General features: G+C 67.5%; 23 protein-coding genes and 2 pseudogenes. 12 read left to right on the plus strand and 13 right to left on the minus strand.

All coding sequences use genetic code 11. The annotated features are described in order from the left end of the window. From AC5I49_RS09260 to AC5I49_RS09285, 6 genes and pseudogenes are all read right to left on the minus strand, one after another. A partial coding sequence (locus tag AC5I49_RS09260; protein ID WP_495789236.1) for a cache domain-containing protein occupies positions 1–1308 on the minus strand: 1308 nt, incomplete at its 3' end. A gap of 24 nt (positions 1309–1332) precedes the next feature. Next, positions 1333–2172 (minus strand): substrate-binding periplasmic protein, encoded by an 840-nt coding sequence (locus AC5I49_RS09265; RefSeq protein ID WP_016450588.1) that lies wholly within the window; start codon positions 2170–2172, stop codon positions 1333–1335. A 9-nt stretch (positions 2173–2181) separates the two neighbouring features. Further along, positions 2182–2946: an HD-GYP domain-containing protein gene (locus tag AC5I49_RS09270; protein WP_016450587.1), complete on the minus strand. Its 765-nt coding sequence runs from the start codon at positions 2944–2946 to the stop codon at positions 2182–2184. After that, positions 2946–3317, minus strand: coding sequence for a response regulator transcription factor (locus tag AC5I49_RS09275; RefSeq protein WP_017404901.1), 372 nt, complete (start codon positions 3315–3317; stop codon positions 2946–2948). Before AC5I49_RS09275 ends, AC5I49_RS09270 begins: the two co-directional genes overlap by 1 nt. Positions 3318–3528: 211 nt before the next feature. Beyond that, entirely contained in the window at positions 3529–4779 is a 1251-nt protein-coding gene (locus AC5I49_RS09280; protein ID WP_016450585.1) for an HD-GYP domain-containing protein, read from the minus strand. Between the two features lie 307 nt (positions 4780–5086). After that, positions 5087–5207, minus strand: a pseudogene (locus AC5I49_RS09285) (methyl-accepting chemotaxis protein); the annotation flags it as partial. A gap of 516 nt (positions 5208–5723) precedes the next feature. Between AC5I49_RS09285 and AC5I49_RS09290 the strand changes: the two are divergent. The 9 genes and pseudogenes from AC5I49_RS09290 (at position 5724) to AC5I49_RS09330 (ending at position 13960) form a co-directional block, all read left to right on the plus strand. Continuing rightward, positions 5724–6200: a chemotaxis protein CheW gene (locus tag AC5I49_RS09290; RefSeq protein ID WP_495789237.1), complete on the plus strand. Its 477-nt coding sequence runs from the start codon at positions 5724–5726 to the stop codon at positions 6198–6200. Between the two features lie 69 nt (positions 6201–6269). Next, positions 6270–8030, plus strand: coding sequence for a methyl-accepting chemotaxis protein (locus AC5I49_RS09295; protein ID WP_313284263.1), 1761 nt, complete (start codon positions 6270–6272; stop codon positions 8028–8030). 153 nt (positions 8031–8183) lie between these two features. After that, entirely contained in the window at positions 8184–8861 is a 678-nt protein-coding gene (locus AC5I49_RS09300; protein WP_034348084.1) for a phosphoglycolate phosphatase, read from the plus strand. A 147-nt stretch (positions 8862–9008) separates the two neighbouring features. Then, positions 9009–9338: pseudogene (gene speD, locus AC5I49_RS09305) on the plus strand (adenosylmethionine decarboxylase); the annotation flags it as partial. Positions 9339–9365: 27 nt separating this feature from the next. Then, complete coding sequence (speE, locus tag AC5I49_RS09310; RefSeq protein WP_392459034.1) at positions 9366–10304, plus strand: polyamine aminopropyltransferase; 939 nt, start codon at positions 9366–9368, stop codon at positions 10302–10304. Positions 10305–10548: 244 nt separating this feature from the next. Then, positions 10549–11241, plus strand: a complete 693-nt coding sequence (locus AC5I49_RS09315; RefSeq protein WP_016450790.1) for a hypothetical protein — start codon at positions 10549–10551, stop codon at positions 11239–11241. A 170-nt stretch (positions 11242–11411) separates the two neighbouring features. After that, positions 11412–11912, plus strand: a complete 501-nt coding sequence (locus AC5I49_RS09320; protein WP_495789238.1) for a hypothetical protein — start codon at positions 11412–11414, stop codon at positions 11910–11912. Then, positions 11890–12576, plus strand: a complete 687-nt coding sequence (locus AC5I49_RS09325; protein ID WP_017407765.1) for a response regulator transcription factor — start codon at positions 11890–11892, stop codon at positions 12574–12576. Before AC5I49_RS09320 ends, AC5I49_RS09325 begins: the two co-directional genes overlap by 23 nt. After that, positions 12545–13960: a sensor histidine kinase gene (locus tag AC5I49_RS09330; protein WP_016450792.1), complete on the plus strand. Its 1416-nt coding sequence runs from the start codon at positions 12545–12547 to the stop codon at positions 13958–13960. Before AC5I49_RS09325 ends, AC5I49_RS09330 begins: the two co-directional genes overlap by 32 nt. Here AC5I49_RS09330 and AC5I49_RS09335 read toward each other — a convergent pair. Then, complete coding sequence (locus AC5I49_RS09335) at positions 13935–14531, minus strand: chalcone isomerase family protein (protein WP_012202680.1); 597 nt, start codon at positions 14529–14531, stop codon at positions 13935–13937. The genes AC5I49_RS09330 and AC5I49_RS09335 overlap by 26 nt on opposite strands. 982 nt (positions 14532–15513) lie before the next feature. Between AC5I49_RS09335 and AC5I49_RS09340 the strand changes: the two genes are divergently transcribed. Further along, positions 15514–15828 carry a hypothetical protein gene (locus AC5I49_RS09340; RefSeq protein ID WP_043791354.1) on the plus strand — a complete coding sequence of 105 codons (315 nt, stop codon included), beginning with the start codon at positions 15514–15516 and terminating at the stop codon, positions 15826–15828. A gap of 48 nt (positions 15829–15876) precedes the next feature. On the opposite strand, the gene AC5I49_RS09345 is transcribed toward AC5I49_RS09340, so the two are convergent. The 3 genes from AC5I49_RS09345 to AC5I49_RS09355 are packed head-to-tail and all read right to left on the minus strand — an operon-like array spanning position 15877 to position 17698. Further along, on the minus strand, positions 15877–16857 hold the full coding sequence (locus AC5I49_RS09345) for a CBASS cGAMP-activated phospholipase (RefSeq protein WP_126311079.1): 981 nt from the start codon (positions 16855–16857) through the stop codon (positions 15877–15879). Then, a complete protein-coding gene (locus AC5I49_RS09350) occupies positions 16857–17306 on the minus strand; it encodes a hypothetical protein (protein ID WP_016449524.1) in 450 nt (149 codons plus the stop codon). Before AC5I49_RS09350 ends, AC5I49_RS09345 begins: the two co-directional genes overlap by 1 nt. Further along, complete coding sequence (locus AC5I49_RS09355) at positions 17303–17698, minus strand: hypothetical protein (RefSeq protein ID WP_013804688.1); 396 nt, start codon at positions 17696–17698, stop codon at positions 17303–17305. Before AC5I49_RS09355 ends, AC5I49_RS09350 begins: the two co-directional genes overlap by 4 nt. 357 nt (positions 17699–18055) lie before the next feature. Between AC5I49_RS09355 and trpE the strand changes: the two genes are divergently transcribed. Then, entirely contained in the window at positions 18056–19555 is a 1500-nt protein-coding gene (gene trpE / locus AC5I49_RS09360; RefSeq protein WP_016449525.1) for an anthranilate synthase component I, read from the plus strand. Next, entirely contained in the window at positions 19552–19902 is a 351-nt protein-coding gene (locus AC5I49_RS09365; RefSeq protein WP_016449526.1) for a chorismate mutase, read from the plus strand. Before trpE ends, AC5I49_RS09365 begins: the two co-directional genes overlap by 4 nt. A gap of 13 nt (positions 19903–19915) precedes the next feature. On the opposite strand, the gene AC5I49_RS09370 is transcribed toward AC5I49_RS09365, so the two are convergent. Genes AC5I49_RS09370 through AC5I49_RS09380 form a run of 3 tightly spaced genes read right to left on the minus strand, consistent with a single transcriptional unit; the run spans position 19916 to position 24926 of the window. Beyond that, positions 19916–21163: an acetate/propionate family kinase gene (locus AC5I49_RS09370; RefSeq protein WP_278535311.1), complete on the minus strand. Its 1248-nt coding sequence runs from the start codon at positions 21161–21163 to the stop codon at positions 19916–19918. Next, complete coding sequence (locus tag AC5I49_RS09375; RefSeq protein ID WP_495789239.1) at positions 21160–22620, minus strand: bifunctional enoyl-CoA hydratase/phosphate acetyltransferase; 1461 nt, start codon at positions 22618–22620, stop codon at positions 21160–21162. Before AC5I49_RS09375 ends, AC5I49_RS09370 begins: the two co-directional genes overlap by 4 nt. Further along, complete coding sequence (locus AC5I49_RS09380; protein ID WP_495789240.1) at positions 22617–24926, minus strand: DUF3141 domain-containing protein; 2310 nt, start codon at positions 24924–24926, stop codon at positions 22617–22619. The genes AC5I49_RS09375 and AC5I49_RS09380 overlap by 4 nt, the downstream gene beginning before the upstream one ends. Between the last annotated feature and the right edge of the window lie 18 nt (positions 24927–24944).

A 24944-nucleotide genomic window follows, 5' to 3' on the forward strand; every position in this document is an offset into this window, starting at 1 on the left:
GTCGCAGAGTATTTCCCGGTGGCCCGGCAGCTGGAACATGGCCTGGCAGTTGCGCAGGGCCAGCTTGGCCTGTGGGTCGAGCAGGGCATGGATCTGCGGCCTGCAGGCTTCGCGCGCGATGCCTTCCAGCGGCTGCCCCAGCGCCTCGACGCTGGGCTGCCCGGTCCATTGCTCCCAGCGTGCGTTCACGAAGGTCAGCCGGCCCTGGATGTCGGTGCGAAAGATCAGCTCCTGCACGCTGCGCATGAGCACAGCCATCTCATGCTCGCTGCGGGCCAGGCGCGCCTGGGCCTTTTCCATGGACTGCTGGGACGACTTCTGGACCCTGCGGGTCTTGAGCACCGACCCGCTCAGGCCCAGCACCAGGGCAAGAAGCGCAAGGCCGGCAACGAAGAAGGCGAATGCCTTGTCGCGCCAGCGCGCGACCACCTCCGAGTAGGGCTCCTCCACCACCAGCAGCAGAGGCCAGTTGCGCACGGTGCGAAAGGACACGACCTCATGGGAGCCGAGCATGCCGGCGCCGACGTAGGAGCCGAATTCGCTGTGCGGCAGCCATTGCCGGAACAGCGGTGTCTGCAGCACGGCGGTCGCCTGCACGCCGGTGCCCGCATTCGTGCTGGCCAGCGCCTGGCCGTCGTAGCTCAGCAGCATGGCCTCGTAGCTGAGGGACTCCAGCGTGGACTGGTAGAAGTTGGCCAAGGCATCAGGATTGATCAGGGCCACCAGCACGGCCGGTGCGCCGTTGTCGCGCTTGAATGCGAGGACCTGGGGCAGGTAGCGGACGCCCCGCGGTGTCGCATGCGGTGTCGCTGCCAGGGAGGAGAGGCTGCGGCCGGTGACCAGGCGTCCCAGCTGGACCTTGCCCGGGACCGGAGCCGATGCCCTGTCAGGCAGCAGCTTGTGCAGCTCGATCTGCAGACCGGCCTCGCCCGCTTGCGTGCTCGCCAGGATGCGTCCTTTGCCATCGAGCAGCGCCATGCTGCGCAGAACCGGCAACTGGCCGACCACTTGCGCCAAGGCCGCCTCGCGCGCTGCGCCGGGGCTGTCGGCGGACAGGATGACCGGGTTGTTGGCCAGGCTTGCCAGGGCGACCTCGCCGGTCTCGAAGGTCTTGTTCGTCTGATCCTGCAGCACACGGGCCAGCAACGCCGCCTGGGCCTTGCTCTGCTCGGCCTCGGCATGCAGCTGGCTCCAGACGAACAGCACCAGCCCGGCAAGCACGCACAGGGCAAAGGTCAGCACCAATGCCTTGAGGTGGGCGCTGCGCCTGGCCCCCAGAAAATGATGCGTGCCGGCTCGGCCAGACATGATGAAGGCGCTCCATCGGAGGGTTCAAGGCGCGACGATGGCGCTCAGCCCGTGGTTGCGCGCTGCCCGGGCCAGGCGGCCGTCTCGCCGGATGTCGGAGACGAACTGGTCCAGGCGCGCCAGCCACTGGGCGTCGGCAGGACTGGTTGCATAACCGTAGGGAAGCACGTGGAACGGCTTGGGCGGTGCGATCAACCGGGCCCAGTCGGAGCTGTCGAGCAGCCGGCGGCTGTAGGGGTAGTCGGTCATGAACACATCCACGCGCCCTGCCATGAGCTCCTTCTCGCGGGTCTGGGGCGGCTCGATGGACACGATCTGCGCATGCTTGAGCGTCTCGCGCATCACGGGCTCCATGAAGGTGCCGCGCTGCACGGCGACCTGCACGCCGGGCTGGTCGATGTCCGCCCAGGACTGCACGGCCTGATTGCTCTTGGTGGTGACGCCGTAGATGTCGCTGTTCAGATAGGGCTGCGTGAAGCGCAGCTGCTTTTGCCGCTGGGGGAGTATGCCCACGGCGAACATGGCGACATCGCAGCGCGACTCCAGCAGGTCAGGTATCAGCCTGGGAAAGGAGGAATCCACATACTGCAGCCGTACGCCCAGCTCCCTGGCCAGCTCCGCCGACAGCTCTGCATCCACGCCCGTCAGCCGGCCCGTGCGCGGGTCGCGGAAGGTGATGCCGTAGTAGTCGGGCCATATGCACACACGCAGGGCGCCCGTGGATGCAATCCGCTCCAGCACCTCGCCAGCTGCGGCAGAGCCGGACCATGGCACCAGACACAGCAGCAGTCCGGCAACGGCTGCCAGGCGGGCCAGCACGCGCCTTGGGGACGGTGCGCCGAAACATGTCGATGATGGATGCATGGCGGGCTTTCAGGGTGTGTCGATCAGATCGGTGAAGGACGGGGACTGCCGGGTCAGCGCCAGGCGCAGCGCATCCAGCTCTTCGATGTTGTCCATGAACGCGTCGACGATGCCGGGATCCAGGGCCTTGCCCCGTTCCGCCGCGATCATCTCCAGGGCCCGTGCTCGCCCGAACGCCGGCCGGTACACCCGGTCCATGGTGAGCGCGTCGAAGATATCGACGATGGAGGTGATGCGCGCCGACAGCGGGATGTCCTCGCCTGCCAATCCCTGCGGGTAGCCCTTGCCGTCGAAGCGTTCGTGGTGGCTGGCGGCGATTTCGGCCGCCATCTGGAACACCGGGATGCGCGACTGGCCCAGCAGATGCGCGCCGATCTCGGCATGCCGGTTCATGACCAGGCGCTCCTGCGCATCCAGCGGGCCCTGCTTCTTGAGGATGGTGTCCGGAATGCCGACCTTGCCGATGTCATGCATCGGGGCCGCCTTGCGCAGCAGGCTGGCGAATTCGATGCGGCAGCCCAGGCGCAGGGCCAAGGCCTCCGACAGGTAGCCGATGCGGATGATGTGCGAGCCGGTGTCGTCGTCCTTGAACTCGGCGGCCATGGCCAGGCGCAGCAGGGTCTCGTGGTGCGCGCGTGTCACTTCCTTGAGCAGATCGTTGCGCTCGCGGTACATGCGGCCGAAGTCCTGGATGAGCTGCTCCATCTGCTCCACGGCCGCAGGATCGAAGCGTCGCGATGGCTCCCGGGGGGAGGCGGTCTGGTACTGGGCCATCAGTCGATCCTCTCGAGCTTTTCGATCGTCTCCAGCAGCTTCAGGGTGCTGAAGGGCTTGACCAGGTATTCGTCGGCTCCGGCCAGCAGGCCCGCCTTGCGGTCCTCGGCGCTGCCCCGGGCCGTCAGCAGGATGACCTGCGTATGCAGCAGTTCGTAGGAGCGCTTGATGCGGCTGCACACCTCCAGGCCGTCGAGCGTGCCCGGCATCATGATGTCGAGCAGGACGATGTCGGGCCTGAGCCTCTCGGCCATCGCCCAGGCCTCGTCGCCATCGCAAGCCTCTATGACGTCAAAGTCGCTGAATTCCAGTGTCATGCGCAGCAGCTTGCGGATGTCGGCATGGTCCTCGGCGATCAGTATCTTTTGCATGGGGAGATCTTTCATGCCGCAACAAAGGTGTGGGCCGGCATGTGAATCATAAATATCAATTCAATCAAATTTTATTGAATTTATCTATCAAATCTGTTGCCAGGCCTGCACGCCCGTGGGCGCCGGATGCTGCCGCCCGCAGCGGGGCGGGTTCCGGCCCCAGGCCGGGAACAGGTCTTTTCCCCCTGTGCGGGAGCCGGCAGCCCCGCCTTTATGTGGCCCGTTCCCAGGCCGGGTCTTTCCACAGGGCATCGAGGTCGGTGAAGCCCCATTTCGCGGGGTCTTCCCGACTGGCTATCTTCTCCTGGCACCCGGGCCGGGCCAGGTCAACGGTCTCCGGTGCCATCCGCATGCCGCTGGCCGTGGAATAGAACACCTTGACCTGCGGACAGGTCAGGGACTGGCGGCCAGGGTCCACGACCACCCCCAGCCTGCCCGTTGTCAGCCGCACCAAAGAGCCCACCGGGTAGATGCCTATGCTTTTGACGAAGGCCTGGAATACGGTCTTGTCGAAGTGCCCGGCGCTCCATTCGGCCATCTTGTGCACCGCCTCGGCAGGGTCCCAGCCACGCTTGTAGGGGCGGTCCGAGGTGATGGCGTCGTAGACATCGCAGACCGCGCCCATCTTCGCGAACAGGCTGATGTCCTCGCCGCGCAGCCCGTGGGGGTAGCCTGTGCCATCCACCTTCTCATGATGGTGAAGGCAGACGTCCAGCACCACCGGATCATCGACGCCGCCGGCCAGGAGCAGCTCCAGGCCTCGCGCCGGATGCTCGCGGACCTCGGCAAACTCCCTGTCGGTCAGGCGCCCCGGCTTGTTCAGGATGGGGGCGGGGATCGCCATCTTTCCAATATCGTGCAGCAGCCCCGCATAGCCCGCCTGGCGCACCTGCTGCGGTGGCAGGTCGAGCTGGCGTGCCAGCACGATCATCAAGGCGCAGACCGCCACCGAGTGCATGTAGGTGTAGTCGTCGCTGCTCTTGAGCCGGGCGATGCTGACCAAGGCGCACGGGTTGCGGATGATCGACTCGGACACCTCGGCGACCACGGAGCGGGCCTCGTCCTGGTTGATCTCCCTGCCCATGCGCGCCTCGCGGAACATGGCGGTGATCGCCTGCCTGGACTGGCGGCAGATCCGGGCGGCCCGCTTCACCTCCTCATCGAAGGCAACGGGCCGCAGCTCGCACTCCAACTCGGCCAGTTGCGAGATCTCGGACAGTTGGGCGTCGATCACGGTGTCCACCTGCTCGCGCGAGCAAGACGGCTCGTCTTGCGCGACATCCAGGCCCTTGGCGGTATCGATCCACACTTCCTGGATGGGGGCGTGCAGGATCCTCGCCAGGTCGGCAGGGTCTTCCAGCCTGAAGCGGCTGCGCCAGAACGGATGCTCCATCCAGCTGCCGCAAAAGCTCTCCAGAAACATGCCCAGCCGCAGCTGCCGCACACTGATGCGCTTGATCATGAACAAGGGCCCCGCAACGGTTCACATGAATACGTCATCTTGCCGCCATTTCCTTGCTTCTGTACGGATCCAGGTCAGAAGGCCGCCCATTCCTCCTCCTTGACCTGCGGTTGTGCACGGGCCGGCGATACGCGTGCCTGAATGGCCGGCAGCGCTTGCCTGGGCCCCATGGCCTGGACGTTGGCGGCACGCGGCGCGGCGGGGTGGCTTGCCCCATGCTCGGGGTGCATCCTGAACGTGGAGACGATCTGCGCCAGAGAAGCGGCCTGCTGCTCCAGGCTGCCCGCAGCGGCCGAGCTTTGCTGCGTCATGGCACCGATCAGCTCCTTGATTTCGCGGGCCGCCGTACCCGAGCGCTGTGCCAGCGTGCGCACCTCGCTGGCGACCACCGCGAAGCCCCGGCCCTGCTCGCCGGCCCGCGAGGCCTCCGAGATGTCCTTCATGGCCAGCACATGGGTGGAAGGCAGCCAGTTGGTGCCCAGGTCGTTGGCATGGAACTGGACCCGGGCGATCTGCAGTGAGCCGATGGCCGCGACCGTGCTCAGCAGCAGCAGGAGCAGGGTGAAGGCAGCGATGAGCCGTGTGCGGATGGACAGAAGGCGAAGGAACATGGTGGTGGGGCTCCCGAGAGGTGGCTAGGAATTTTGATCAATATGATGCAATTGATAATTTACCAAGCTTGAGTTCATCTCGGGGGATTGAATTTATCAATTCAGTTTCGCCAGGCCATTGCTCCGGGATCTGCTGCGCCGAGCCGCCACGCAGTCCTCTACCCCCCTTGGACAAGCCGTCGCCACAGCCCGCAGCGCTTGGCGACGCGTTCCGCCTGGCTCACGTGTCGAAGCATCAACACCCCCAAAAATGTAACAACCGGTTGTGCTGTTCTTTTCTCTCTGTTAAATTTTTATCAAATTCATCAAATAAATTTGATTGGAGTGATGAAGATGCCACCTACACTGACAACCGACACCGCCAGGCAATGGCTTTCCTTCCTTGTGGACGATGAGGAGTTCGGCATCGACCTGCTGCAAGTGCAGGAGATCCGGTCCTACGAGTCGCCCATGCGCATTGCCAATGGCCCCGCCTACTTCAACGGCGTGCTGGAACTGCGCGGGGAGGTCATTCCCGTCATCGATCTGCGGCTCAGGCTGGGGCTCGCGCCCAAGCCGTACGACGCCTGCACCGTGACCATCATGCTGCGCCTGCCTGGCGGAGTGACGGGCATGGTGGTGGAGGGTGTCACCGACGTGGTGACGCTCATGCCGCAGGACCTGCGTGCCGTGCCCGCCATGGGCGGGGGCCTGGTCAATGACTGCCTGCTGGCCATGGGCGTGCTCGAGGAGCGTTCGCTGCTGCTCATCGATGCCGACAAGCTCCTGGTGACGGCCACGGCAGCCCTGCCGGACTGCGCTGTGAGCTGAGCCATTTGCTCCGGCACACCTCTTTCCCGCCTCTACGCCGCAATTTGCCAACCCAACTGGAGACGCGCCATGAATCCCCGCTTCTGGACGGTCAAGACCAAACTTTCCGTGGCTTTCACCTGCCTGGCACTTCTCACCGTAGTGGTGTCCCTGCTGGCATTGCAGGCGCTGCGCGAGGCGAACCTGAATCTCGTGCACTTCGTCGAAGGCATCAACGCCCGTGCACACCTGGCAGAGAGGGTTCGCACAGCCGTGGACCGCAGGGCGATCGCGGCGCGCAACCTGGTGCTGGTGACCTCGCCTGCAGACCTGGCGGCGGAGAAGGATGCCGTGACCTCCGCGCACACCGACGTCAACACCTCGCTGGCCGAACTCCAGGCCAAGATGGCTTTGAAGGATGTTGCGGCCGATGCACGCGATCTGGTTGCCAAGATTGTGGGCGTGGAGCAGCGCTATGGACCGGTTGCGACCGATATCGTGGCCCTGGCTCTGCAAAACCAGAAGGAGGCAGCGATCCGCAAGATGAACGAAGAGTGCCGGCCCTTGCTGGCGCAGCTGATCGAGGCCACCCGCCAGTACAGTGAACTGACCCGCATCCGTTCACAGCAGATGATCGAGGAGGCCGCGCAGGCCTACGCGCACCGCAGAAACATGCTGATCGCCGCCAGCGTCACGGCCTTTGTCCTGGCCGTGCTGATGGGGCAGCTGATAGCACGCGGCCTGACGCGCTCCCTGGGCGCAGAGCCGGCGCAACTGGGCGATGTCGCCCGGCAGATCGCCCAAGGCAATCTCAGCCCTGAACTGCTGCGCCACCAGGCCCCCGAAGGCAGCGTCCAGGCATCGCTCAATGCCATGCTCCAGAGCCTGGCCTCGGTCGTGCAGGACGTGCGCAGCAATGCCGACGGGGTGGCGGGCGGCAGCACGGAGATCGCCAACGGCAATGCCGACTTGAGCCAGCGCACGGAACAGCAGGCCAGTGCCTTGCAGGAGACTGCAGCGTCGATGGAGCAGCTGTCGACCACCGTCAAGCAAAACGCGGACAACGCCAGGCAGGTCAATCAACTCGCCCTGGGCGCAAGCCAGGTGGCCACCAAGGGCGGCGGCTCGGTGCAGGAGGTCGTCAATGCGATGCAGGACATCAGCGAAAGTTCGCGCCAGATCGGCGAAATCGTGGGCGTGATCGACGGCATCGCGTTCCAGACTAACATCCTGGCGCTCAATGCCGCAGTCGAGGCTGCGCGCGCAGGCGAGCAGGGCAAAGGCTTTGCCGTGGTGGCCGGTGAGGTGCGCAACCTGGCGCAGCGCAGCGCGCAGGCCGCCCGGGAAATCAAGCAGCTCATCGCCACCAGCACCACACGGGTCAAGCAGGGCACCGAGCTGGCCGACCAGGCTGGCGCCACCATGGCGCAGGTGCTGCAGTCCATCCAGCGCGTGACCGACCTCATGGGGGAGATCAGCAGTGCCAGCGATGAGCAAAGCGCGGGGGTGGCGCAGGTCGGCAAGGCCGTCAGCCAGATGGACCAGGTCACGCAGCAGAATGCGGCGCTGGTGGAGGAAAGCGCGGCAGCGGCGGCCAGCCTCAGAACGCAGGCACAGCAGCTGGTTCAGGCCGTGTCGATCTTCCAGCTGGGCGGCCAGGCGGCACAGCCTGCCTCGACACCGCCGCTGTCGCAGCCGACGGTGCAGGCGCGCAATCCGGCACCCGCGAAAGCGGCGCTCCCCGCCCGCCAGGCTGCCCGGCCCGTGCTGCGCCCCGTGAGCCCGGTGAGCCCTGCGCACAAGCAGGCGCAGGCGCAAGCGCAGGAGCAGGACGACTGGGTGTCGTTCTGATCAACGGCCCCTTGCGTGCCGCCGGGGGGCGCGGCCGCCGCCATGCCGGGTCTGCCAGGAGCCGCAGGGCCCAAGTCCAGGGCCCGTGCAAGTTCTGATATTTTCAGCGCTGTTCCTGCGCAGGCAGCCCCCGGTTATCGATACTCCATGGCCATGATTGCAAACCTTATTCCGTTGAACCCCACGCACCTGGATGCCGCCATCGTCGATCTCGACGGCACCATGGTCAACACCCTGGGCGACTTCGCCGAAGCCCTCAACCGCATGCTGGCGGACCTGCAACTGCCGGCCATCGCCCCGCAGGCCATAGAGAACATGGTGGGCAAGGGCTCGGAGCACCTGATCCGATCGGTGCTGGCCCATGTGGGCGCGGCCGACGTGGACGCCGCCTATGACCAGGCCTGGACACGCTACGAACACCATTACCTGCAGCTCAACGGCCAGTTCGCCGATGTCTACCCGGGCGTGCTCGAAGGCCTGCAGGCATTGCGCGCACGCGGCCTGCGGCTGGCCTGCCTGACCAACAAGCCGCTGTCCTTCGCCCGGCCGCTGCTGGAGCAAAAAGGCCTGGCACCGCTGTTCGAACAGGTCTTCGGCGGCGATTCCTTCGAGCGCAAGAAGCCCGACCCGCTGCCCCTGCTCAAGACCTGCGAGGCCCTGGGCACCTCCCCGGCACGCACGCTGATGCTGGGCGACTCCAGCAACGACGCCCAGGCCGCGCGCGCCGCGGGCTGCCCAGTGGTGCTGGTCAGCTACGGCTACAACCACGGCCAGCCCGTGCGCCAGGTCGATGCCGATGGCTTCGTCGATGCGCTGACCGAACTGGCCTGAGCCGCGCAGCCTCCAAAATTGTTGGAAAAAGAATGGGATTTGGTGATGGTTAACGCACTTTGACGGTGCGATTTATGTTTTTGCTAGAGTCGTCTGCTTTGCCATCCTGGCCGCGATCCGGCCACAGACAAGGAGGAAGCACGCGACATGCACGGACTGCACCTGACCGCCGATCTCTACCAATGCCAGGGCGACGAGCGCCATATGCTCGACGCCGATGCCATCGCCGCCCTGTGCCGCGCACAGACCGCGCAGGCCGGCCTGACCCTGGTGGAGGACCGCTGGGTCAAGTTCCCTGACTACCAGGGGCAGCCCGGCGGCGTCACCGGCACCGTGCTGCTGGCCGAATCGCACCTGGCCATACACACCTGGCCCGAGACCGGCTGCGTCACCGTCGATGTCTACGTCTGCAACTTCTCCGCCGACAACTCGGGCAAGGCCCGCGCGCTGATGGAGGGCGTGATCGCCGCCTACGCGCCGGGCCGCGTGGTGCGCCAGCATCTGATGCGCGGCGACATCGGTCCCGGCGCCCAGGCCACGGCGGCGGCCGATGAGGGCGATTGGGCGCTGGAGGCGCTCACGCCCCATGCGCGCTTTGGCTGGCGCGCCACGCGGCGCGAAACCGTGCAGACGCGCCATCAGGAGCTGGAGCTGCTGCACACGCCGCAGTTCGGCAAGGTGCTGCGACTGGATGGCCGCTTCATGACCTCCGAAGGCGAGGAATTCTTCTACCACGAGGCCCTGGTCCACCCCGCTGCCCTGGCCCACCCGGCGCCGCGCAAGGCGCTGATCCTGGGCGGCGGCGATGGCGGCGCAGCCGAGGAACTGCTCAAGCACCCGTCCATGGAGCAGGTGGTGGTGGCCGAGCTGGACGAGGCCGTGGTCCAGGCCGCGCGCACGCACCTGCAGCAGGTGCATCGGGGCGTGTTCGATGACCCGCGCCTGCAGCTGCGCATAGGCGACGGCATGGCCATGGTGGAGCGCACCGAAGAACGCTTCGACCTCGCCCTCATGGACCTCACCGACCCCGACACGCCTGCCAGCGCGCTGTACTCCGACCAGGCCCTGGCGCGCATGAAGCGCGTGCTGGCGCCGGGCGGCGCCCTGGTGCTGCACCTGGGCAGCCCCGTCTTCCATGGCGAGCAGGTGGCGCGGCTGGTGGCCAGCCTGCGCGAGCGCTTTGCCATCGTGCGCTGCTACGGCCTCTACATCCCCCTGTACGGCGCCTACTGGGGCCTGGCCGTGGCCTCCGACACGCTGGATGCGGCGGCGCTGCCCCCCGCCCAGCTGCGCCAGCGCCTGGCCGAGCGCCGCCTGCCCGACCTGCGCTACTACAACGCCGAAGTGCACCCCGCACTGTTCGCGCTGCCCAACTATTACCGCGATCTGGTGCAGCCCGCGCCCCTGGCGGCGCTGCCCCCGCGCGCGGTCCGCGTCGCCTGAGCCCAGCCCGTTCTGGCAACGGGCCGAGCCCGGCCCGCCCTGGCCGGGCTGCGGTGGCAACTGCGCGCCCGGCAGGGCAAATTTGACACAGTGCTGCAATCTGGTGGCAAGTCTGCTGTAATGAAAAACGGCGGGAAGGCCCGTGCGCCCGCCATTTTTCCGGCTTCCTGGTAAGTATTTCCGGGATATTGCGTGCTTGCAAAAACCATATCAACAGATAAAGCGCCAGACGCCCTGTATCAAAATGACTGCTTCCCTTTCAAAAACAAGAATATCCGCGTCCAAATACCATGATGATTCCTTGCTGCGGCTTTGGAATTGGGCTTTGTTGGCAGGGCTGGTATTGAGCTTTCCCCTGAGCTTTGTATTGCCGCAAAGCCTGAGCTGGGAAAATGGATTCCTGGAGAATATCCAGGCCGTGACCCTGCTGCTGGGCATGGTGGCGGCCCTGGTTGCGGCGCGGCGGCAAAAAGGCTCCTTTGCAGCGCCACTGTGGTGGATCGCCTCCCTGTTCTGGCTGGCCTTTCTGGGGCGTGAACTGGCCTGGGGCGCGGCTTTCCTGCCCAGCCTGGAGGCTGGCAAGTGGGGGCCGGTGATCAGCTCCCAGGTGCTGTGGTACCGGCCCGCCGTCAAATGGGTGGTGGGCGCCATGCTGCTGCTGTGCTGCTATTGGTTTGTGCGCCACGGTGTCTGGAACAAGGTCATCAAGCGCCTGGTGCGCGAGAAGGCGCTGCCGATATTCAGCCTGGCGACATTTGTCGCGGCCATGGTGATATCCACCAATGCGGAAGGTCATGGTTTCATTGTCCTGCAGCAATGGTTTGATTATCAGGTGATCGTGCTGGAGGAGCTGGTGGAGACATTTGGATATATGGCACTGTGGCTGGCACAGTGGGCGCTGGTCAGGTATGTTGCTGGCTGGCAGGAAGATATTTGAGCCAATATTGATCAAGCCGGCCGCCTGCATATTCCCGGTGTAATGGGGCAGATTCAGGGGCCGGTAAGTCGCCAGTAAGACGCAATCGGGGAGCATGGCCGTTTTCCCCGCAGGTTTGCCGCTCTCGCGGCGGACCGACGGAGCCTGAAACGACAGAACGTGCCATCGCAATGCAAGCCTCCATCTACCAGGACGTGATAGGTATCCAGGCGGCGGGCCAGGCGTATTCCCTGGGTTCGCGCTTCCAAGAATGCAGCCAGCACCGTGCCGTGCGGCTGGAGACGATCTTCGAGTTGCTTATCCTCAAGTTCCGCGAGGACCTGCTGCAGGCGCTGGCCGAGGAGCCTCCAGGCCCCGCACGCCACCTGCGCGCCTATATCCGCTGCGTCTGCGACCATGCCCTGTCCCGCCAGCGCGGCCAGAAGACGGCCGCACAGTTGCTGACCCGCGCAAGATTCCAGAACATATGGTTTGATTTCGTGGATGCGGCCTGCGCCGACGATCTGGTGCCCGAGGACAATGCCCTGCAATGCCGCGCCATGGTCGAGGACCTGTGGGTCATCCATGTGCTGGTCGAGCCCATGGCGCCCCAGCGCATCACCGGGATCAGGGAGCATCTGCTGTCCCTGTGCGGCAACGACGGAAACCATGAATCGCATCGCATTAATTGAGGACCATGCCAGGCTGGCCACGCTGGTCAGCCGCTCGCTGGCCAACTCCGGCATAGAGACCGATGTCTTCCACCAGATCTCCACGGCCTGGCTGGCCCTGCAGGACATCGACTACGGCGTCATCGTCATCGACCGCGGCCTGCCCGATGGCGACGGCCTGCAACTGGTGCAGCGCCTGCGCGCCGCGGGCCGCTCCACGCCCTGCCTGATGCTCACGGCCCGTGACGCGCTCAGCGACCGCGTGGGCGGCCTGGAAGCCGGTGCCGACGACTACCTGACCAAGCCCTTTCCCATGGAAGAACTGATTGCCCGCGTGCGCGCCCTGCTGCGCCGCCCGGCCCTGGTGCAGGAGCTGGCGCCGCAGCTGGGTGACATCAGCATCAACCCGCAGCAGGCCTGCATGCACTGCGCGGGCTCGGCCATCGCGCTGCCGCCGGCGGAGCTGCAGATCATGCTCAGCCTGGTGCGCAAGGCCGGCGCCACGGTGCGCCGCTCCACGCTGGAGGCGGCGGCCTGGGGCATGAGCAGCGTGGTCACGCCCAACGCCCTCGATGTGGCCCTGCACCGGCTGCGCCGCAAGCTGGCTGCGGCCGGCTCATGCATGGAAATCGTCAACATCCGGGGTCAGGGCTATGCGCTTCGCGAACCTTTGCTGGCCCGGTAGCCTGCGCTCGCGGCTGCTGGCCGTCTATGGGTTGAGCATGGTGTTCAGCGCGCTGCTGGTGGGCGCGCTGGTGATCCTCGTCGCCAAGCCCTTCGACAGCTATGCGCTGCAGCGCGGCATGGGGCATGCGGCCGAAAAGCTGGCCGAGTGGGTGAGCTTCGATGCCAAGGGCGTGCCCCAGGGGTTCAGCGAGCGTGAACTCAAGGCCTGGATGCTGACCAGCCTGGGCGAGGAAATGCAGCTGCGCATCACCGACGCCCGCGGCCGCGTGGTCTTCGCCCCCAACGGCGAAATGCAGCCGCTGACGCAGACCGGCCGGGGCTTCGACCCCGAGCTCAAGGCCTTTGCCTACGAGCGCGGCGGCGTGGTCATGCGCGCGGGCACGGCCACGCTGGTCCACGACGGCACGACGTGGCACGTGCAGATAGCCGTCAGCGACCGCATGGTGGACTGGCTGCGCGAATCGGTGGGCCTGCCCGCGCTGTGGCGGGGCATGGTGGCCATCGGCGTGGTCTTCCTGGTCGTGTTCCTGTTCTCCACGCACCGCACGCTGCAGCGCATGCTCAGGCCGCTGGGCGTGGCCGCGCAGGATGCCCAGCGCATCACTCCGCAGACGCTGGGCACGCGCCTGCAGCCCAAGGACCTGCCGCGCGAGTTCGCGCCCCTGGTCGAGGCCTTCAACCATGTGCTGGACCGGCTGCAGGCCGGCTTCAGGAACCAGCAGGAATTCCTGTCCATGGCCGCGCATGAGCTCAAGACGCCGCTGGCCCTGATGCGCGTGCAGATCGAACTGGAGCCCGAGGACCGGCGCAGCCCCGAGCTGCTCAAGGACGTGGACCACATGGCGCGCCAGGTCCAGCAGCTGCTGCACCTGGCCGAGGTCTGCGAACACCAGCGCTACCGCATGGAAGACATTGCGCCGGCCGACATCATTGGCGAGGTCTGCGACTTCATGGCCCGCGCCTCCGAAAAATGCGGCGTGCACATCCACTGCGAGGTCAAGGACGGCTCGCCTGCCTGGCGTGCCGACCGGGGCGCGCTGTTCGTGCTGCTCAAGAACCTGATCGAGAACGCCGTGCAGCACAGCCCGCAGGGCGCCACCGTCACCGTGAAGGCCTGCGGCCTGGGCTTTTCGGTGCTGGACCAGGGCCGTGGCGTGCCGCCCGAGGACCTGCCGCGCATCTTCGAGCGCTTTTGGCGCAGCAGCGAGCGGCGCGACCTGGGCGCAGGCCTGGGCCTGCCCATCTGCCTGGAGATTGCGCGCGCCCATGGCTGGACGCTCACGGCCCTGCCCGGTGCCACGGGGCTGGAGATCCAGGCGCGCTTTGCCGGGCCGGTGCAGGAGCCCGCGCAGCCGTTCAACCGCCCAGCAATGCCTTCTTGAGCTGCTCGTCGGCCGGGTGCGGGCCCAGCCAGATGCCCAGCAGCGCCTGGAAGAACTCGGGCTCCTGGAAGGGCGCGCCCTGCGCCTGGCCCTTGACGAAGACCTGGGCGCCCTGGCCCGGCACCCAGTCCACCGAGAAGTTCTCGCCCGGCAGCAGCTTCTTGTGCTGCGTGAAGATGTCGCTCATGCGCAGCACGCCGGGCACCAGGCGCGAGAAGCGGGCGCGCTCCATGTTGTCCTCGATGCCGCGCGCGAACAGCTTGCCCAGCTCGGCCGAATCGATCTCGCGCAGCATGGTCACGCTCACGCGCTTGGGGCCGGGCAGGGCCGCGATCTCCTGCAGGCTGGCGGCCGGCTTTTCCAGGTACAGGCCCGCCGTGTAGACCTTGAAGATGGCCTTGTAGCGAATGCCCGCGCCATTGAGCTGCAGCGTCTGGCCGCCCACCCCCGCCTGGGCGGGATAGGCCACGCCCGCGACGGTGCGCGGCGGCTCCTGGGCAGTGGCGGCCAGCGGCATCGCCAGCGCCATGGCCAGGGCGGCTGTCTTCATCCAGCGGGGCAAGGCGGTCATGGTGTCTCCTGCGCGGGGGCTGTGGCCCGGTTGCGGTTTGTTACGTCCGGGCGACATGTTGTGGGGATCGGGTGGGGGTGGCAACAGGGTTTTCGCTGGCCGATGGAGGGTGGCTATCATCCTGCTCGGTCCGCTTTCTTGTCGTGGGTGTATGCCCACGTTCCTGCGGTTATGGACGGGATGGGGCTACCCGCAAGGGCGTCCGCACGTCGCAATGCGTGTTCTTAACATCCCGTCCACCTGTCTGTGCGTTGCACCGCTGATTCTGTTTGCAAGCCCCTGTCGGGGCGTTTCTTTTCGAGGCCGGGTTTCGGCCCGGCGGCCGACTCACTTTCTTGTCTCGCTACAAGAAAGTGAGCAAAGAAAAGCGCCCGAATGTCCGCGACCCCTTCGCTGCGCTGCGGGGCAACCTGCGCCGGGCTGCCTGCGGGGTTCGCTGCGGAACTCGCTGCGTTCACTGCGTGAACTTCGCTCAGACAACCGCAGCGAGTCAGATGACGAAGCAGTCCTGTCCTTCGGCAGGACTGCAACCCCGCAGGCAGCCCGGCGCAGGCGCGGCCATACGGGGAGTGGGTTCGGGCCTTCGCTTCGCTCGGCCTGGAGCGCTGGGGCGTTTGCCGTCTTGAAAGCCTCTATCATTGCGGCGGCCCCCTGTTCAGGGGCTGGTGCGTAAGAACACCTGCGTGTAAAGCGGTGCGGCCTCCCCGTGAGCGAGGCCTTGTCACGTCTGAATTGTCGGATCGTGGGTGCATGCCCACGTCCCTGCGGTTACGGGCGGGATGGGGCTACCCGCAAGGGCGTCCGCACGGCTTTGCACGTGTTCTTAACATCCCGTCCACCTGTCTGTGCGTAAGAACACGGGCCGGTGGTTTTGTTCTCTCGCAAAGGAGTACGAAATCATGTACGGCATTTCCATTTTTGCCTTCCCCTCCACCCATCAAGCGCCCCATGCTGGCGCGTCTGCCGTGGGAGGGGTTGCGCCATGAGTACCGCTTCCACAACCCTGACCCCGCCTACGCCGCAGCAGTTGAGCCATGCCGTGACCGAGATCGGCCGGCTGACGCTGCAAGGCAGCAGCGAGGTGTACTCGCTGGGCCAACTGGCGCTGGCCTGGCTGGAGCGGCCCGAGGGCCATCGCAATCTGGAGGTGGTGGCCAATGCGCTGCAGGCCATTTGCGGGGCTGCGCAGCGGATGGAGGAGCTGGTGGAGGACGAGGTGAGCTACGTGCATTGCCTGCAGGAGGATCCGGCGTATCTGCGGCGGATGGCTGCGGCTTCAGCGGCGTTTGAGCGCTGATTCTCTTTGCAAGCCCTGTCGGGCCTTCGCTTCGCTTGGCCTGGGGCTTCAGCCCAGGACGTTCTTCAGCAGCGTCTTTTCCTGCTCCATGAGGGCGGCTATGCATTCGTCGCCCAGGGCCTGCAGCAGACGGGTGCTGTCGGCGTTGGCGATGTCCAGGCCCAGGCGCTTTTGCTGGGCTGCGGGCTGCGTGAAGTTCAGGCGCAGGTAGCTGCTGGTGCCCAGTTCCTGGCGGGCCGCCTTGACGGCCTGGACCTCCTGGGCGGCCATGACCAGTTCCAGCAGGGGCTTGACCAGGGTCAGCCCGCGCCGGGGCATGGCCACGGGGTCCTGGCCCTGCTGGGGGTTGGCGGTGCCTACGCTGATCATCACGATGTCGGCCGCTGGCCCCCAGAGCTGGCGGGCGGCCTGCAGGGCCAGCAGGTCGGGCGCGTTGGCGGCGAGTCCGCCGTCCACGAAGACATGGCCTGCTGCGGCGTGCGCGGGAAAGTAGGTGGGGGCGGCCGATGAGGCCAGCATGGCGTCCATCAGCGTCAGGCCCAGCCGGTCCCTGTCGGGCAGGGCGCCGCTGGCCAGCACGTGCAGCTGCGATGAATTCCAGTTCACGGCGGGCAGCAGCAGCGGCACCTGCAGTTGCCCCAGGGCGGACTGCTCCGCTTGCGGCATGGCCTCCTTGATCGCTGCGCGCAGCGGGGCGCTGTCATAGAGCGCCTTGCCCATGGCCTGGCGCAGGCCGGGCAGCCATTTGGAGGGAAAGATGGCGGGGCCGTGGTCCAGCAGCAGTTGCTTGATGCGCGCGGGCTGGCAGCCGCTGGCCAGGGCGGTGGCGATGATGGCGCCGATGGAGGTGCCGGCGAACAGGTCCACTTTCTCCAGCAGGTCGCCGTTGCCGAATTCGCGGTGGATGCGCTCCAGCACATGGGCGCTGAAGAGGCCGCGATAGCCGCCGCCCGACAGGCTCAGGACGACCCGGCGCCGGCGCAGGCCCTGGCGCACCGCGCTGGACAGGGGCGGTACGTCGAAGTCCATCACAGCGCGTGCACGGCAACGCCCCGGGCGGCGGCCTGCGTCAGGTAGAGGTTGGCGGGCTCGGTGTAGCAGACCTTGAGCAGGTCGGCCGTGGCGATGAGCAGCCGCAGGTCCTGCGCCAGCGGCGCCGTGCCCTGCGGGCCCTGGCTGTCCAGCGGCGCGAAGTTGCGCCATTCGATGAAGCGCTCCAGCACCTTGTTGTCCACGCTGGTCAGCATGGAAGCGCCTTCGGCGCGCAGATTGGCGTACAGCGCATCGAGCAGGGAGAACCACTCGTTGCGGTCGCGCAGGTCATGGAATGCCTCGGCCACGGCCGCCTTGGCGATGGCCATGGACAGGTCGCTGACGATGCAGTCCAGCGGCCGGATGGTGGAGAACCATTGCAGGGTTGCGGGCTCCTGGTTCGCCATCCACAGCAGGCAGCGGGGGCCCAGCAGGTAGCGGCTCATGGCGCGCGCCGGGCGGGTACGTCGATATCGCCGCGCGCCCCGGACATCTGCGCAGCGGACAGGTCCACGGCCTGGCGCGGCAGCGGCAGGGACCGGCAGATGTCGGCCACAGTGCGGGGGGCGCGTTCGTTGGCGGACAGAGCCACCATGTGCTCCTCGCTGACGATCACGTAGCGCTTGCGGCCCTGGGAGATGAGGGCCACCCCGTCGTGATCGGCCTGTTTGAGCACCGCGCCGTACTGCGCCTTGAAGACCGAGATCGGCATGGGCGTGGTGTTGCGCGGCATGGCCGATCCGACCTGGTGGCTCAGGTCCCGCAGGGCGCGGTTCAGCGGGTCGCGCTCGCCCTCGGGCAAGGCAGCGTCGGTGCGGGCGGAGAAATGGGACGGCATGATCGACCTTTCTGGTCAGGTTGTGCTGCCATTGTTGGTCAGGCTGACCAGGGTGTCAATTGTGGCCATGGCAGGCCCCTGCGGCGCCCCCGCAAGGGGCCGGCCCGCACTTGTACCTAGCCGCGTCTGCGCTACACTTGCCCGCTATGTTCATTCATCGCATGTTCATTGCAGGTTGTGGAGACCGGGGAGCCTGGCCCTGGCGCAAGCCTGTCCAACTGAACAGCTGAAGCACCCGGGGCGCGACCCGGCGTGCACCCGAGGCCCCACGGGCCAATCGAATGAATCGGCGCAATCCATGCGCAGCCCGCACCCACATCAGGTCTGCCAGCGCCACGCAATCCGGAGTCTTTCCCCGTGATCACCGAACTCGAATTCAAGAGCCTTGCTGCGCAGGGCTACAACCGCATCCCTCTGATGGTCGAGGCGTTTGCGGATCTCGAAACCCCCCTGTCCCTCTACCTCAAGCTGGCCCATGCGGGCGGTGACGGCAAGCACAGCTTTTTGCTGGAGTCCGTGGTGGGCGGCGAGCGCTTCGGGCGCTACAGCTTCATCGGCCTGCCTGCACGCACGCTGCTGCGCGCCAGCGGCTTCGGCGATGCGGCATGCACCGAGGTGGTGACCGATGGCCAGGTGGTGGAGACGGCCAAGGGCAATCCGCTGGATTTCATCGCTGCCTACCAAAAGCGCTTCAAGGTGGCGCTGCGCCCGGGGCTGCCGCGTTTTTGCGGCGGGCTGGCCGGCTACTTCGGCTACGACGCCGTGCGCTACATCGAGAAGAAGCTGGAAGATTCCTGCCCGCCCGATACGCTCAACTGCCCCGACATCCTGCTGCTGCAGTGCGAGGAGGTGGCGGTGATCGACAACCTGTCGGGCAAGCTGTACCTGATCGTCTATGCCAACCCCGGCGAGAGCGAGGCCTATACGCGCGCCAAGAAGCGGCTGCGGCAGCTGAAGGATCTGCTGCGCTACTCGGTCAGCGCGCCGCAGATCAAGGCCGGCGAGAGCCATCCGGCCCAGCGCAGCTTTGCCAAGGAAGACTACCTGGCGGCCGTGGAGAAGGCCAAGGAGCTGATCGCCGCGGGCGACTTCATGCAGGTGCAGGTGGGCCAGCGCATCCACAAGCGCTTCACGGCCAGCCCCTTGAGCCTGTACCGCGCGCTGCGATCGCTCAATCCCAGCCCCTACATGTACTACTACCACCTGGGCGATTTCCATGTGGTGGGCGCCAGCCCCGAGATCCTGGTGCGCCAGGAGAACACGGACGAGGGCCAGAAGGTCACCATCCGCCCGCTGGCCGGCACGCGCCCGCGCGGCGCCACGCCCGAGGCCGACAAGGCCACCGAAAAGGAGCTGGTGGCCGACCCCAAGGAACGCGCCGAGCACGTGATGCTGATCGACCTGGCGCGCAACGACATCGGCCGCATCGCCAAGACGGGAAGCGTGAAGGTGACCGAGGCATTTGCCGTGGAACGCTACAGCCACGTGATGCACATCGTCAGCAACGTGGAGGGCATTCTGCGCGACGGCATGGACAACATGGATGTGTTCAAGGCCACCTTCCCGGCCGGCACGCTGACGGGCGCGCCCAAGGTGCATGCCATGGAGATCATCGATCAGCTGGAGCCGACCAAGCGCGGCATCTACGGCGGCGCCTGCGGCTACCTGAGCTTTGCGGGCGACATGGACCTGGCCATTGCCATTCGCACGGGCGTGATCAAGGACGGCACGCTCTACGTGCAGGCCGCCGCCGGCGTGGTGGCCGATTCCGTGCCCGAGATGGAATGGAAAGAGACCGAGCACAAGGCGCGCGCACTGATGCGCGCGGCCGAGCTGGTGGAGGAAGGACTGGAATGAGCACGGACCGCGCCAAGCAGGCCATCGACCTGGTGCAGCACTGCACCGACATGCTGGATGTGCGCCGCAATGTGGATGCGCTGGACGATGTGCTGGTGCCGCTGCTGGTCACGCGCATGGGCTACATGCAGCAGGCCGCGCGCATCAAGGCCGATGCGGCCCAGGTGCGCGACGAGGGCCGCATCGAGGCCATCGTGCGCCGCGTGCGCGAGCGCACGGCCGCCGAGGGCGGCCAGCCCGACATGATGGAGGCGGTGTACCGCCACCTCATGGAGGAATGCATTGCCTACGAGCACCGCGAGTTCGCGCGGCTGCGCGAAGGCGGTGCGCAGGACGATCGTTCCTAGGGCCTGTTCACACTCATGCGGGGATCGCGTTGCCCGGCAGCCAGCGCAGCGCATGGCGCGCCGCCACCCATTCCTCGTTGGTGGGCTCCACGCCCACGGTGACGGCGCTGCCGGTGGCCGAGATCACGGCCGCATCGCGCGCATTGGCCTCGGCGTCCAGCCGCAGGCCCAGAAAACCCAGGCCCTCGCACACGCGCCGCCGTATCTCGGCGCTGTGCTCGCCCACGCCTGCGGTGAACACCAGCAGGTCCAGGCCGCCCAGCACGGCGACCAGGGCGCCGATCTCGCGCACGATGCGCCGCACGTAAAGCGCCAGCGCATCGCGCGCACGCTCGGCCTGGGCATCGGCGCCCGACTCCAGCGGCAGCAGCACGCGCGGCTCGGACGAGGTGCCCGAGACGCCCAGCAGGCCGGACTCGTGGTACAGGATGCGGCCCACTTCCTGCAGGCTGAGCTTTTCGATTTCCATCAGGTAGATCACGGCGCCGGGGTCCAGCGCGCCGGTGCGTGTGCCCATCATCAGGCCATCCAGCGCCGAGAACCCCATGGTCGTCGCCACGCTTTGCAGGCCCTGCATGGCGCACAGGCTGGCGCCGCTGCCCAGGTGGGCCACCAGGGTGCGCCCGCGCGCCAGGTCGCCATGGCGCTCGGGCAGGGCGGTGGCCATGTATTCGTAGGACAGGCCGTGGAAGCCGTAGCGGCGCAGCCCGCGTTCCCAGGCCGCATGCGGCAGGGGCAGCAGTTGCTCGACCTTGGGCAGCGTGTGGTGGAAGGCGGTGTCGAAGCAGGCCACCTGCACCAGTTCGGGCCGCTCGCGCAGCAGGATGTCCATGGCCTCCAGCGCAAAGGGCTGGTGCAGTGGCGCCAGCGGGATGAAGGCCTTGAGATCGGCCAGCACGCCGGCATCGACGCGCACGGGCTCGAAGTAGCGGCTGCCGCCGTGCACCACGCGGTGGGCGACGGCGGCCACGCGGGCGCCGTCCAGCTGCGCCAGGCGCGCTGTGATGCGCTCGCGGATCAGCTGCAGCGCGGCGCGGTAGGGGTGGGCGGCATCCAGGGCAATGGCAAAGGGCGGCACGCCGCTCTCGCCGAAGTCGGGCGCGGGCCCGCCTATGCCCTGGACCTTGCCGTTCCACAGCGGCTTGCGCGGCAGCGGGCGCTGTGCACCGTCGAAGACGGCGAACTTGATGCTGGACGAGCCGCAGTTGAGCACCACGACCAGTTCGCGGGCGGGGGAGGATGCGGTGTGGGCAGGGATCATGGCGGCGAGTTCCGGTAGCGGTGGGCCAGCAGCAGGGCGATGGCGCAGGAGGCGATGCGCGAGGCGCGGCTGTCGGCGCGGCTGGTCAGGATCACGGGCACCTTGGCGCCCATGACGATGCCGGCGCTGGCCGCCTCGCCCATGTACATGAGCTGCTTGGCCAGCATGTTGCCGCTTTCCAGGTCGGGCACGACCAGGATGTCGGCCTGGCCCGCCACGGGCGAATCGATGCCCTTGGTGCGCGCGGCGGCCATGGACACGGCGTTGTCGAAGGCCAGCGGCCCGTCGAGCACGCCGCCTGCGATCTGGCCCCGGTCGGCCATCTTGCACAGCGCGGCGGCGTCCAGCGTGGCCGGCATGTGCGGGCTCACGGTCTCCACGGCGGCCAGGATGGCGACCTTGGGCTCGGGCACGCCGATGGCATGGGCCAGGGCGATGGCATTGCGCACGATGTCGGCCTTTTGCTGCAGGTCGGGCGCGAGGTTGATGGCCGCATCGGTGACGATGAAGGGGCGCGGGTAGTGCGGCGTCTGCAGCACGAAGCAGTGGCTCACGCGGCGCTTGGTGCGCAGGCCGGCGGCGGCGGCCACGACCTCGGCCATGAGTTCGTCCGTGTGCAGGCTGCCTTTCATGATGGCCTCGACCTCGCCGCAGGCGGCCAGCTCGGCGCCGCGCGTGGCGGCGGCGTGGCTGTGCGGCACGTCCTCGATGCGCAGGCCGCCCAGGTCCAGCCCGTGCTCGGCCGCCACGGCCTCCAGCCGCGCGCGCGGGGCCACCAGCACGGGGTCTATCAGGCCTTCGCGGCGCGCGTCCAGCGCGGCCGAGAGGCTGGTCTCGTCGCAGGGATGGACCACGGCCACGCGGATGGGCGGCAGGCCGGCCACATGGGCCAGCAGGCGCTGCAGGCCGTCGCGTCCACCGGCCTCCAGGCGGATCTCGGGCAGGCTGGTGCGCTGGCGCTCGATGTGGCGCGCAGGCGCATGCACGGTGGCCTGGCCCTCGATCACGGCGGCGCCATGCTGGTTGGTGCAGGCCACGGCCAGCGTGACCTGGCGCTGCTCGGCCTGCTTGGCCAGCACTTCCACGCGCACGGTCAGCCGGTCGCCTGCGGCCAGCGGTGCCAGAAAGCGCAGCGTCTGGCCGACCAGGGTGGTGCCGGGGCCGGGCAGGCGCGTGCCCAGCACCGAGGCCAGCAGCATGCCGCCCCACATGCCGTGGGCGATCAGGGCCGTGTCGTCATCGTCGGCGCCGGCAACCGTGCCGGCACCGGCACCGGCACCAGCGCCGTCGGCCACGGCCGCGCCCGACAGGGCGGCGAACAGGCGCAGGTCCTGGGTGCTCAGCGTGCGTTCCAGGCTGGCGCTGTCGCCCACGTCCAGTTCGTCAAAGCTGTGGTTGCGCAGCAGGGCCAGGTCTTCGGGCGGCAGGGCCGCATGGGAGGCAGGGGAGAGGTTCATCGCTTCTTTCGGGTACCTGTGTGCGCGCGGCTGGCCGGTGCGCGCGGGGTGGGCCTGGCGGCCGGGGCTTCGGGTGGGGCCGCTTCCTTGGGTGCCTCCCTGGCCTGCGCCACCTCCAGCGCTTGCACGAAATGCGCCATGGCCTGCAGCAGGCGCTGGTGCTCGGCATCGCTGAGGTTGCCTCCCTGGTTGGCCAGCTCGTCCACCGTGGTCATGCCCCAGCGGATGTCGGCCGCCGGCGAGGCGGCCAGCAACTGGGTGATGGCGGCCATGGCGGCGTCGGGCTCGCGCTGCATCAGCAGGGCCTGGCGGCGCACGATGCGGCGGAACTGCGCCATGTCGGGCGGCACGCCGCCCAGGTGGTCCTGCAGCAGCCGCCAGGCGTGGCGGAAGTGGCGTTCATCGGCCTCGCCGCGTGCGCGCAGCACGTGGAACAGGGCGCGGATGACGGCCTCGTACAGCCCGCCCTGGGCCACGCTTTCGTGCAGCCGCGCCAGCTCCTGGCACATGTACTGGCAGTGCTCGGGCGATTCGCCCGGGTGCGGGCGCGGCGGGCCGTCGTCCTGGCGGCTTTGGCCGGCCAGGGCCTGCACCAGAGGCGAGCCATAGATGGCGTGGAACAGCCGCGCCTGCATGGCGTCGCGCTGGTCGCGGTAGGTGTCCAGCATATGCACCACGGCCTGCGACATGGCCTGCTGCGCCTTCAGGAAGGGGTTGTCGGGCTCGACGGGGTGGCGGTCCTCGCGCGCCTGCTCGGCGGCCTGGGCCACGGCAGGGGCCAGCGGGTGGGAGTCCGACCAGTATTCATAGCCCACGCGCAGCGGATGCATGGCCTGCAGCCAGCGCGCCGACAACGGCGTGGACAGGGCCTGCACCCAGGGCTGCACGGTGTTGCGGTACAGGGCGAGGTTGATTTCGGAGACGCGGGCGGCGGCGGCAAAGTGGCGCTCGCTTTCGGGGTCGGGCCGGACGATGTCGCGCACCTCGGCCAGGTCGCTGCGGCGGATCTTCATCAGGTAGGCGTCGTCGGTCAGGTCCTGTGCCGGCACACCGGCCGGGCGGTCGGCGATCTCGGCGCGGTAGATGCCGGCGGGCAGCAGGTCGATGATGTCGATGTGCGCCGCGAACTCGCGGTGCTCCTTGCGGCCCACGGCGCCCGAGACAAAGATGCCCAGGTGGCCGATGCTGTCATGCGTGGCGAAGACGATGGTCTGGTCGTGGGCGGCGATGTCCTCGTCATCACGGTACAGGTCGGTGATCCAGCCCAGGGCCTGGCCCGGCGGCGTGATGTTGTCGCCATGCGAGCAGAACACCACGATGGGCGAGCGGATGTTGCGCAGGTCGATGCGCACGCCGTCCGAGGTCGTCAGCTCGGCCGTGGCCAGCCGGTTGCCGATGAACAGGTTGTCCACGATGTACTGCATCTCGCGGCCTTCCAGGAAGACATGGCCGCCCCAGTACTTCTCGAAGCCCAGGTAGCGCGGCCCCTCGGTGTCCACGTCGGCATAGACCTGGTACTGCTTTTCCCACAGCGTGTTGGCGGGGTTGAGGTTCTCGAAGTTCTGCACCAGCCAGGCGCCGTCGAAGCGGCCCGCACCCAGGTCGCTGGTCAGTGCCGTCACCCAGCTGCCGCCCATGAGGCCGCCGCCGTAGCGCATGGGGTTGTCTCCGGCCCAGTACGACAGCGGCGCACCGGCCACGATGATGGGCCCGAACAGCTCGGGCCAGACGGCGGCCGTCATGAGGATCTGCCAGCCGGCCTGGCAGTTGCCGATGACGGCGGGCTTGCCCCGGCTCTCGGGGTGAAGCTCGGCGACCTTGCGCACGAATTCGGCCTCGGCGCGCATCACGTCCTCGACGGTCTGGCCGGGCACGGGATCGGGCAGGAAGCCCACGAAGTAGCAGGGATGGCCGGCCTTGAGGGCGGCGCCGATCTCGCTGTCGGGCTTGAAGCCGCCGATGCCCGGGCCGTGGCCCGCGCGCGGATCGACGACGATGAAGGGGCGCTTGGCCGGGTCGATGACCGTGCCCTCCATGGGCGCGATGCGTGCCAGCCCGTAGTTGACGGGACGCGGCAGCTCCAGACCGGACATCACGATCTCGGCCTGGAAGCTCAGCACATTGGGCACTTCCTCGGCCAGGTGGGCGCGGTACTGGTTGCCGCGCTGGCGCCGGATGTCGGCATACAGCAGCGTGCGCTGCCAGGCATCGGTGGCGTACTGTGCAGCTGCCTGGGGCAGCTTCAGCGGATCGCCCCACAGTGCCCCCACGTCCACGGTGCCGTGGCTATCGAGGTGCTCGTTCATCTGGCCCACTCCTTTAAC

It is taken from the genome of Delftia sp., assembly GCF_059499305.1.